This window comes from Hamadaea sp. NPDC051192, from assembly GCF_040682475.1.
Lineage (GTDB): Bacteria > Actinomycetota > Actinomycetes > Mycobacteriales > Micromonosporaceae > Hamadaea > Hamadaea flava.
Window position 1 is genome coordinate 72,378 of sequence record NZ_JBFBAZ010000027.1, and the last position, 10,409, is coordinate 82,786.

Here is a 10,409-nt window from a genome sequence, read left to right on the forward strand (position 1 = left end):
TCGGCTACCGCCACCACAGTGGACGCGGGTCGATCCACCACAGCAGACGGCGGCGGCGACTCGTCTTTCGGCGTACTCGGTGGATCAGATCCGCGGCCTGCTCGACGGCCCCGTCGGCGGACAGGTCCGCGTCGGGGTCGGCGAACTCCGCGCGGTTCACCGCCTGTGCCAGGTCGTCGCGCGGTTCCACGGCTACCGCGTCACTGACGGCGGCCACGACTTCCGTCGCGGTCCAATATGGTCTGATGGGTACGCCGCCCAGCCGAGCACCGTCCCGAAGTTCGGCCCAGGCTCCGCGTACGCGGCCCGCGTCGTCGTCAACGGCGAGCCGCAGGCGGCTGCGGCGGATGCGCAGCAGGGCCACGAGGGCGAACGCGAGCGGGAAGAGAGCCGTCGTCCAGGCCAGCCAGAGCCACGATCCGCGTACGCCGCCCGGCGGTTCGGCCTCCGGCGTCATGATCTCCACGTCCGGTGCGGTCGACGGGTCCTCGCCTGCGCCCGGGGACTGCTCGGGTTCGGCCGACAGCGACGGCCGGGGCGACGCCGACGGGGCGGTCGTGCTGGTCACCGGGGGCGCGGTGACGTCGATGCCGACCCAGCCGACCGGATCGAGGTAGATCTCCGGCCAGGCTCGGGCGTCGGCGGCGGTCACCGTCACCGGGCCGTTGCCCGTCGCGGCGGTGAATCCGACCACCACCCGCGCCGGGATGCCCAGCGCGCGAGCGAGGACGGCGTACGCCGTGGCGAACTGCTCCGAGGTGCCCCGGCCACCGCCGGCCGCCGGAGTCGCCGTGAGGAAGCGGACGATGCTCGGATAGCCGCTGCCGCCCGGAGCGCGGGGGTCGTAGCGGTAGGTCGACTTGAGCCACCGCGCCAGGTTGAGTGCCTGCGCGTACGGCAGGCCGTCCCCGGCCGCCGTCAACGCCAGTTCGGGGATGCGACCGGTGTTGCCGGTGGGCAGTTCCCGGTACCGGTCGTACTTGGCCGAGCGGGGCAGCTGCGCGGTCGCCAGCTGCACCGGCGTCGGCGCCGGGACGGCCGCGTCGACGGCGTACGTGAGACCGGGGTGCAACCCGTCGGTCACGGCGACCGCACCGGACTCCTCGTCGACGGCGATCGCGACGCCGGAGACCCGGCGCAGCCCGTCCGGTACGGGCAGCCAGCTACCGGTCAGCTCGGCGACGGTGACCGTGGCGTGCACCTGGTCGACGGCGATCGCCGGTTTCGGCGCCCCACCACGGTCGCCCCCGGCGGCACGATAGGTGGTGGCGGGCAGCCAGCTCGTGCCGTCGAAGTCGCCGAGCACGGCCCAGCGCAACGTCACCGGCCGGTCGGCGGTGATCCGCAGGAGCGGCTGCTCGGGATGCACCCCCCAGCGGCCGACGAGGCTGAGCGGATGGGTCTGCGGCGGCGCCTGCACCGGTGCGATCACATACGCCCGCAGGTCGGGCGGGGCCGCGGTGACCCCGGTCAGCAGCGGCGGGGCCAGGAGCAGCGTGCCACCGGCGAGCGCCACGGCGACCAGCGCCGCGGTGGCGAGCCGCAGCAACCGGGGCACGGCTCTGCGCGTATGAGCCGGAACGGGCCGGAGCACGACGAGCAGCAACGCGAGCGCGGCGATGAGCACCGCGGTGCGGCGATAGTTCGTGCCGGCCTGCGGACCGGCGAGGACGAGCATCGCCGTGGCCAGCGCCACGAGCGGCAACGCGGCCGCGCCCGGACGGCGGCCGCGTGCCAGCGCGGAGGCCGCCGAGACCGCGAGCCAGGTGGCGACGACCGGCAGGGCGAGCGTGTCCACCCGGGATGGTACGGGCGAGGCGCTGGTGAGCAGCCGTGCTCCCGCGTGGGTGACCGAGTCCGTGAGGCTGATCGGGCCGGGCAGCCAGCGGTGGAGTCCGATCAGGACGGCTTCCAGCCCGACCGCCGCGGCCAGGATGTGCCAGCGGCGGCGGGGGATCAGACCGAGCAGCGCCGCTCCCGCCGACGTCGCGGCGAGCGCGATCAGCGCCTCGCCGCCGGCGTAGAGCCCGGCGATCTGGCCGCCGGCAACGGTTCCGGCGACGGCGAGCGTCAGCGCGATGACGAGACGTTCCACAACCGGTCCTGCAGTGCGTTGACGAGTTGGTCGGCGGCCGGCGCGAACACGGCCCATTTCAGTGGATCGTCGGGCGGCGGGCCGACCACGGCGGCGGCGACGCTGCGGTATCGCGCCGACAGCGGGCCGAGCAGCGACAGGTCGGCCTTCATCCCGGTGACCAGCAGCACGGCGTCGCCTGCGGTGTGCAGGGTCAGCCGCGCCCGCAGCTCCCCCACCTCCCCGCCGCCGATGGTCAGCCGCACCGCCGCGAGCTGGTCGAGGCCGGTCTGGGTCTGGCCGATCGAGCGCTCGCCTCCGGCGCCGGAGGCGAGCATCAGCCGCAGGCTGAGTCCACCTTCCACAGTGGCGACCACGACCGACGCCGCCACCTCCACCGCCTCCTCGAAGGCCGCGGAGTCCGGATAGGACGCGAGCCGATCGTCCAGGACGAGCACCAGCCGGGCGACCGCCGCGTCGACGTGCGTGCGCACCATGAGCGTGCCCGCCCGCGCCGAGGTACGCCAATGGATGTGCCGCAGGTCGTCGCCGGGAACGTACTCGCGCAGGGCGTGGAAGGTGATGCTGCCCGCGTCGACCAGTTCGCGTTCGCCTTCGATCTCGGCGGCCGAACCGATGGCGCCCCGGGTGAGCGGATGCCAGGCGGGCCAGACCGTGAAGGTCTCGGCCGGACCGGCCGGGCGGGTCACGGACCAGAGCCCGAGCGGATCGTCGCGCCCGACGCTGACCGGTCCGATCTGGAACACGCCCCGGCGGCCGGTCGGCAGCGCGAAGCTCACCCGGGCCGGGATGCCGGGCTTGGCCAGCACCGCCGCCCGGCCGGACGGCAGGTCTTCGCGGTCGCTGCCCTCCTCGCGCACCGGATCGGTGAAGGTGAGCAGCCGACGGAACCGGCCGAGCACCACCACGTCGGCGGTGGCGAGAGCTGGTTCACCACGGCGTACGCGGCGTGGCTCGACGAGCCGGTCGACGACGACCCGGGGTGGCGACAGGCTCCACAGGGAGCTGAGGGCGAAGGCGGTCAGCCCCGCCGCCCCCAGCATCGCCATCTCCCGGTACGCCAGCAGCAGCCCGGCGGTGAGCAGGGCGGCGGAGCAGACGGCCGTCGTCAGCCCGCGCGCGGTCGGTCTGGTCAACAGTTCGGCAGCGCTTCCACGTCGTCACCGTTGTCGAAGCGCAGCCACACCCACGAGATCCAGTTCCCGTCGGTCAGCTTGAGCCAGTGGTCGCCTTCCTTGTTGTTGTTGTAGGGCCCGGCGTTCTGGTTCTCGCCGTGGACCTTGCAGACCACGGTGATGTACGCTCCGTCGGCGACCCGGCGGACGACCGATCCGTTGTCGTTGCTGTCGCCGTAGACGGGCAGCCCCTTCGAGCAGAAGGACGGGTCGGGGTTGCTCGCGGAGTCCGTACACGTCACGGTCGCTCCGTTGCCGCTCGGCGCGGCGTCGGTCTTCTGCGACGCGGTATCGGTCGCCGACCCGGCGAAGGTCGTGATCTTCGCGGTGACCGTGTACTGGGTGTCAGCCGACAGCCCGGTGATCTTCGCCGGTGAGGTGCAGTCCGACACCGTCTTCCCACCTGCGGTGAACGTGCAGGTCGCGGCGGCCCCGTCGCCGTCGGCGGTGAAGTTCACCGTGATCTCGGTTTCGGTGGCGCTGGTCGAGGAGATGGCGATCTTCGGCGCGGCCGGCTGGGTCACCTGGTCGTAGCCGGACGGGCCCTCGCCGTCGTCGTTGAACGCGACCACTTCGACCCAGTCCAGCTTGGCCGCGCTGGTGATCGTCACGGTACGCCCACCGCCGCCGGTCTCGCCGATCTTCTTGCCGTCCTCGTCCCGGATCTCGTACCCGGTGATCGGCAGGCCGTGGCCGTCGGCCGCGTTCCACGTCACGACGTAGGTGTTCGCCCCGGTCTGGCGGCCCTTGACGTTGGTCGGGGCGGCCGGCGGGTAGTGCACCGTCAGCTCGTTGCTCTGCGGGCTGGCGTCGCTCGCCGCGCCCGCCGAGTTCCGGGCCACCACGGTGAAGGTGAAGCTGTCACCCGGGGTCAGGCCGGCGAACCGGGCGTCGGTCCCGGTGACGGTCTGCGGCGGGTTGGCCCCGGCCGCGCCGCCCTTGAGCGGGGTGATCACGTAGTCGGTCGCACCCTGCACGCCCGGCCACGAGACCAGCACGGCTCCGGTGTAGCAGTCGTCGGCGTCGGTCTCCAGCTTGGCGGTCGGGGCGTTGGGCGTACCCGGTGGCGGGGCCGCGGCTGGCGTCACCGGTTCGGACAGGGCGGGCGGGCCGTCGCCGACCTGGTTCGTCGCGTACACCTTGAAGCGGTAGGACGTGCCGTTGGTCAGGCCGGTGATGGTCGTCTGCAGGGTGGTGCCGTTGACCTGCACCCGGCCGCCGCCACCTTCGTCCCAGGTCACGGTGTACGCCTCGACCGCTGCCGAGCCCGCCTTCGCCTTGCCCCAGGACAGCCGGACCCGGCCGTCCCCGGCCAGCGCCGTGACGGGCACCGGCGGACCCGGGCGCTGCGGTTCCACCTTCACCGTCGGCGACGGCTTCGGCGACGGCGGCCGCTTGGTCGGCTGGTTGCCCGGCTTGTCGGAGGGCTTGCCCGTCGGCGACTCCGCCGGCTGGGGCGAGAGCGTCGGCGCCGGCTGCGCGGTCGGCGTCGGCGAGGTCTCCGGGACCGGGTCGTACTTGTCCACCTTGGACGTCTTGCCGTCCTCGTCCACCATGACGGCCGTCGTCGTGTCCGGCGCGTTGATGAACAGGTGCTGCTCGCGTACCTCGATCTCGACCGTCGTCTGCGCCGAGCCGACCTGGATCGTCCCAGCGGGCTGACCGGCGGCGGTCACCACGCGGACGGTTCCGGTGGTCTGATCGGGGACGTAGACCTTGCCCGCGAAGCTGACGGCGGGCTGCTGCGTCGCCGCCTGCGCCTCGGCCGGAGTCAGCGACATCGTGGCGACCGGGGCGCCCTTGGCGACGTCGCCGATGGTGACGATCTTCTTCTCGGCGGGCAAGGTGATCGCCGCCGCCGAGCCGACGGTGCGGGCGGGAACGACCGCGCTGGCCAACGGGGCGGGCGAGGTGACCTTGCGGGTGGCGGTCTCGCCGACGACGGCGATCTGGTCGCTGCCCCGGTCCACGACGAGCACGCCCTGGTCGAGGACGGTCAACGCCTGCTCATGCCCGGGCGTGGCCACCGCCTCGGTCCGTGCCACGACGATCTGCCGATCGCGGACGACCAGCGCGATCGCGGTGCCCTGGCTGGGTACGCCGAGCCACAGCCGGCCCGACTGGTCGAACGCGCCGCCGACCAACGGGGCGGGCAGGCGTACCTGATCGCCGATCGACTGGAGGCTGCCGGCGTCGACCGGGCGGACGAGGCCGCGCGTGCGGTCGACGACGATCGCGGTCGCACCGTCGAGCATGACGGCCGTGTCCTCGACGGTGCCGACGTCGAGCGAGCCGGAGAAGCCCATCCGGGTCAGGTCGATGGAGGTGACCCGGCCGGTGAACAGATCGTGGAGGATCACGTAGCGATCGCTCTGGGTGACCCGGACCGGGTGGCCCTGCGCGTCGATCATCGGCTGACGCAGCGATACGTTCGCGGAGACGGCGTTGACCTGCGACGCCTCGCCGACTTGCTTGCTCCACAGCCAGGACGCGCCGTCGGCGACCGCGGGCCGCTGGCCGGTCGCGCCGAGGGCGAAGACGGTCGCGCCGAGCGCCGCCACCAAGGCGAGCACGATCCCGGCCGGGTAAACCTTTCCGAGCCTTTTCAAGTGCCGCAGCCGCATCATCATCGTCCCGGTGCCTCCACGGTCTGAGGTCATTCGAAAGATGTGGATCCGCCGCACCCACCACAAGCGACGACAGCGTATCGCGCGGTTGTTTCGCGCGCTATACGCACCAGGCGGCCAACCGCAACAAGGCACGGCAGGTCGCGGGTTTGGCTCGCTCCAGCAATTCCGCGTCGAGCTGGGCGAACGCCTTGTCCGACGGGATGTCGAAGCGGTCGGGTGTGGACTGTCCAGGACGACCGGCCACTGTTCGTTTCGTGGCCGGTGCCGCAGTGTTCACCCGGGCAAGTGCCCTTTCCTCGCCCAGACCGTCCTCATCGGTCACCACGATGATGCGGTCTGCTGTGGACAAGAGGATGCGCGTCGTCCGGCTCGCGTGCACGCCCAAGTCGAGCAGGAGCACGCTGTGCCGGTCCCGCAGCTCCACGACCGCGTCCAGCGTGACCTGGTCGGTCCACATCGTCTCCGCTGCCACGTGCACGCCCGCGATCGGCGGGGCCGAGAGCAGTCCCGCGTACGCGATCCGGCCGGGCCACAACGCCGCCAGGGTCGCGCCGATCCCGGCGGCGATCGAGGTCGCCCCGACACCGCCGGCCCCGGAGCAGATCGCCACGACCCGGCCGCCCACCGGAAGACGCCGCAGCGCGGCAGCCGCCGCCCGTTCCTCGGCGACCTCGTCGGGATCGGTGAACCACTTCACCGCCGGTCCGGCCTCACTGTCTCGCCAGCGGATCGGCCAGCTCGGCGAGCCCGGTCGCGGCGACCAGGACGACGACGGTCGCCGCCGCCACGAGGAGTTCACCCGCCCGCAGCAGCCGGCTGCGACCGGTGCCGCGTACGCGACGGGAGCCGAACGCGATCGTCAGCACCAGCACCGCGCCCAGGGCGGCGGGCAACGCCCAGTCCCAGCCCTGCAGCAGTACGCGTACCGCACCGGCCAGCACGACCGCGCCCGCCGCCAGCCGCAGCGGCAGCACCTGACCGGTCCGCTCGAACAGCCGGGAGCGCAGCCACAGCAGCAGTGCCAGCCCCAAGGCGAGCGCGACGTCCCGGTGGTCGCCGGTGCCGATCAGCACGACGCCGCAGACCCCGGCGCCGGCCGCCAGGCCGGTGATTCCGCCGATCAGATGTTCCTCGGCCACGCGCAGGGATCGGTCGACCTGCTCGGGCGGGACCGCCTGCGCGGCCGCGCGCAGCCGGAAGGACGCCTCCGCCATGCCGCCCGCACCGAGGGCGAACCGGGGCAGCAGGCCGACGCCGAGGACGACGAGCACCGGCACGACCCGCACCGGTTGCCGGACATCGGAGCCGAGCGCGGCCCAGGCGGCCACCGCCGCGGCCACCATCGCGCCGACGAGCAGCGCGGTGGCCAGCGGGCGGCCGAAGCCGAGCAGGCGGCTGGCGATCGTCACGATCCCGGCGGCGCACACCGTGGCGGCGGCTGCGGCGACGACGGGCACCCGGTCGAGCAGCGCGGTGGCGAGCCACCCGGCCAGCGCGGCCCAGACGCCGGCCACCGCGAGCAACGCGGTCACCGGTCCACTCCCGGTACGCCGGCGGCCCCACCAGGCGAGCGACAGCGCGACGAGGACGGCCAGCCCGGCGGTCGCGACCGTCGTCCACTCGGCGACCCGAGCCGCCGGGAGCAGGATCGCTCCACCCAGGACGGTCACGGCGGACCAGAGCGCGAAGGCCGGTTGCAGTGTCCCGCCGAGCCGGTCCTCCGTCACCGCCACATGATCCGGCCTCGCCCGGCGGCGGCGCAACCCCGTCCCTCCCCGACGCCGCGCACCTACGGCTCCGGCGGCTCCGGCGGCTCCGGCGGTTCGTGCGGCTCCGGCGGCTCGGGTCGCGATTCCGGCTGGATCACGGGTCCAGGTCGAATCTTGCGCCATGATTCGACCGGGAACCCTGATCCGGCGCCCAACGCGGGCAGCGAGCGAAGAGGGCGGGTGGCGCGCGTGCAACCGGACGGCGACGAGAAGCGTCGGCAAGATGTGACCGTGATCGACCTGGGCGTCATCGAAGACCACGAACCGGGGCCGCCGCCTGTCCCGCCCTGGCTGCGTGCCTGGGGTGTACGCCGGCCGCTGGTGGCGCTCGCCGCCGCCGCGGCCTGCCTCGCCCTGCTCGGCGCGGCCGCACCCGCCCGGCCCGGTCCGCCGGTCATCACCATCGGCGGGTTCTCCGGGCAGGACGGCTACCAGGTCCTCGGCGACACGCTGCTGTCCCTTCACTGGGGGCCGTCCTCCGGGATGACGGCGTACGACTTGCCCACCGGTGAACGCCGCTGGAGCCGGCCGTTGGCCAACCCGCTCGACGGGATCGAGGATATGGGCGAGGTGGTGCTGGTGAGTACCGCCCCGGAACTGCGTGATCCGCAGGCTCCGACGCCGGCGCAGCTGGACGCCAACCTGGCGGCGAGCGTGGTCACGGCCTATGACGTGACCACCGGCGAGATCCGCTGGACCCGCAGCGGCAGCCTGTACGGCTCGGTCGACCAGAAGATCGCCCTCCTCCGCGCACCCGGCCCGCAGAAGCGCATCGAGGCGATCGAACCGTCGCGCGGCACCACGCGATGGTCGCGTCCGATCCAGGCGGACGGGAGCTGGCAGCTCGGCTGGCGAGTCCGGACCGGCTACCTCAACTCGCGCGTCGACAGCCTCGTCGAGCTGGCCGAGGACGGCACGGTGACGCTGGTGGACCTCCTCACCGGCGCCGTGACTCGGACGGCCCACGTACCGCCGGGCGGCGCGCTCGCCGTGGCCTGGAACGGTGTCGTCGGCGTTCGCTACGGGCCGGCTGAGCCGACGGGCGACCCGGCGGTCGACCGGCACATCACCTTCTACGACGTCGACGCCGACTTCGCTCACCTGTGGACGGCGGCGGTGCCCCAGGGCGATCTGACGCCGTGCAGCCCGGACGAGGTGTGCTCGTGGGGAACTGATCCCCAGCCGCGCCGGTTCGATCTGCGGACAGGCGAGGATCGAACGGTACGGGGCGATCAGCGGAACACGCTGTTCGGCCGGTTGCAGGACGGCCAGGTCGGGGTGTGGCGGGTGGTCAACGCCGACGAGACCCGCCCGCTGGTCTACAGCGGCTCGACGACTCATCAGCCCGGCTGGGTGGGCGAGCTCGATGTGACCGCTGCGACACCCCGGGTCCGGCTGCTGATCGGGCTGTCCCCCATCGACCAGTGCCTGATCACCGTTCGGTGGCTGCTATGCCTCAGCAACTCGACCAACCCGCGCGGCACCTCGGTGGTCTACGCGGTCCGCCGCGCCGATCTGGACGCCGAGCCTCGGCTGCGGCCGACCAGTGGCGCAGACTTGGGGCTATGACCGATCTGGACAGCCGCTGGCGACCGATGCGACTGCTGTTGGAGGCGATCGACCAGCAGATCGCGTCGATCTACGCCGACGCCGGGGTCGACGGGATGCGTACGCGGTTCGCCGGGCCGCTGATCCACCTCGGCCGGCGCGGCGCGATGACCGTACGCGAACTCGCCGATTCCGTGGAGGTGACCCATTCGGCGATGAGCCAGACGGTGGCCGCGATGCGGTCCGCCGGGTTCGTCGCCGACGCGGCCAACTCCGACGGGCGTACCCGCCGGGTCCAGCTCAGCGAGCGCGGCCGGGCGGCGATCCCGCTGCTGGAGGCGGAGTGGCGGGCGACCGAGGACTCGCTCGCCGAGCTGGAGGCGGAGGTTCCCTATCCGCTCACCCAGGTGGTGGCCGACCTCGCCGCCGCGCTGGCGAAGCGGTCGTTCCGCGAGCGCCTGGACGCTCACCTGAACGTTCGGTAATATAGTGAGCATGACTCACTATGAGTCGGTGTGACTATGAACCGACATCACGAGGCGCTGAACCGGCTGATCGAGTTCTCGGTGCTGATGAACGAGGACATGACGACCAGCCTCGGCCGCGCCGGCCTGACCCCGTCGCGTACGCATGTGCTCTGGGAACTGGCCGCGGCCGGCCCGATGAGCCAGCGGCAGCTCGCCGAACGGCTCAAGGTGAGCGCGCGCACCGTGACCGGGCTGATCGACGGGCTGGTCGCGACCGGTTTCGTGACCCGTGAGCCGCATCCATCGGACCGGCGGGCGTTCCTGGTGACCTTCACCGAGCAGGGCCGGCGCACGGCGACCGCGCTGGAGAAGGGGCAGGCGGATTTCGCCGAGCTGCTCTTCGGCGACATGGACGGCAAGCGCTTCGACCAGTTCACGGCGGGTCTGGCCGAGGTGCTCGAGCGCTTCAAGCACGGGCTCGCCACACAGACCTGGGAGGCGTCGTGATCCGGCTGATGGCGTACGAGTGGAGGATGTGGCTGGCCCTGGGCCGCTGGATCGCCCGGCGCCCGCCGCGGGGCGGGCGGCCGTTCCGCTACGCCGCGCCGGTGGTGCCGATCATCTGGACGTTCAGCGACGCCGGTCCACTGCACGCGACCACGGTCGCCGACACCCCCGTACGCTCGTCGCCCGCCCAGCCGTAGCCGGTCACCAGCCATCCGGTC

General features: G+C 72.8%; 9 protein-coding genes. 3 read left to right on the top strand and 6 right to left on the bottom strand.

Translation table 11 applies throughout. The features are described from left to right. Positions 1-4: 4 nt before the first annotated feature. The 5 genes from AB0M47_RS14480 to AB0M47_RS14500 all read right to left on the bottom strand — a co-directional run bounded on the left by AB0M47_RS14480 (position 5) and on the right by AB0M47_RS14500 (position 7,627). Positions 5-2,095: a transglutaminase domain-containing protein gene (locus AB0M47_RS14480; RefSeq protein WP_363412910.1), complete on the bottom strand. Its 2,091-nt coding sequence runs from the start codon at positions 2,093-2,095 to the stop codon at positions 5-7. Next, positions 2,071-3,231, bottom strand: a complete 1,161-nt coding sequence (locus tag AB0M47_RS14485; protein ID WP_363412912.1) for a DUF58 domain-containing protein — start codon at positions 3,229-3,231, stop codon at positions 2,071-2,073. Before AB0M47_RS14485 ends, AB0M47_RS14480 begins: the two co-directional genes overlap by 25 nt. Continuing rightward, positions 3,228-5,879 (bottom strand): fibronectin type III domain-containing protein, encoded by a 2,652-nt coding sequence (locus AB0M47_RS14490; protein WP_363412914.1) that lies wholly within the window; start codon positions 5,877-5,879, stop codon positions 3,228-3,230. Before AB0M47_RS14490 ends, AB0M47_RS14485 begins: the two co-directional genes overlap by 4 nt. A 118-nt stretch (positions 5,880-5,997) precedes the next feature. Continuing rightward, the gene (locus AB0M47_RS14495; RefSeq protein WP_363412916.1) at positions 5,998-6,597 is read right to left on the bottom strand and encodes a hypothetical protein; all 600 of its coding nucleotides are present in this window, start codon (positions 6,595-6,597) and stop codon (positions 5,998-6,000) included. A gap of 13 nt (positions 6,598-6,610) precedes the next feature. Continuing rightward, positions 6,611-7,627, bottom strand: a complete 1,017-nt coding sequence (locus AB0M47_RS14500) for a hypothetical protein (protein WP_363412918.1) — start codon at positions 7,625-7,627, stop codon at positions 6,611-6,613. A 222-nt stretch (positions 7,628-7,849) separates the two neighbouring features. Between AB0M47_RS14500 and AB0M47_RS14505 the strand changes: the two genes are divergently transcribed. From AB0M47_RS14505 to AB0M47_RS14515, 3 genes are read left to right on the top strand one after another with little or no spacing between them, the layout of a single operon-like run. Next, a complete protein-coding gene (locus AB0M47_RS14505; RefSeq protein ID WP_363412920.1) occupies positions 7,850-9,238 on the top strand; it encodes a PQQ-binding-like beta-propeller repeat protein in 1,389 nt (462 codons plus the stop codon). Next, entirely contained in the window at positions 9,235-9,702 is a 468-nt protein-coding gene (locus AB0M47_RS14510) for a MarR family transcriptional regulator (protein WP_363412922.1), read from the top strand. The genes AB0M47_RS14505 and AB0M47_RS14510 overlap by 4 nt, the downstream gene beginning before the upstream one ends. 36 nt (positions 9,703-9,738) lie before the next feature. Further along, on the top strand, positions 9,739-10,191 hold the full coding sequence (locus AB0M47_RS14515) for a MarR family transcriptional regulator (protein WP_363412924.1): 453 nt from the start codon (positions 9,739-9,741) through the stop codon (positions 10,189-10,191). A gap of 88 nt (positions 10,192-10,279) precedes the next feature. Here AB0M47_RS14515 and AB0M47_RS14520 read toward each other — a convergent pair whose 3' ends face one another. Beyond that, complete coding sequence (locus AB0M47_RS14520) at positions 10,280-10,396, bottom strand: DUF6758 family protein (protein WP_363412932.1); 117 nt, start codon at positions 10,394-10,396, stop codon at positions 10,280-10,282. Positions 10,397-10,409 lie beyond the last annotated feature (13 nt).

Coding starts and splice junctions, on each gene's coding strand:
- AB0M47_RS14510 (WP_363412922.1), top strand. CDS start 9,235: ATGACCGATCTGGACAGCCGCTGGCGACCGATGCGACTGCTGTTGGAG.
- AB0M47_RS14515 (WP_363412924.1), top strand. CDS start 9,739: ATGAACCGACATCACGAGGCGCTGAACCGGCTGATCGAGTTCTCGGTG.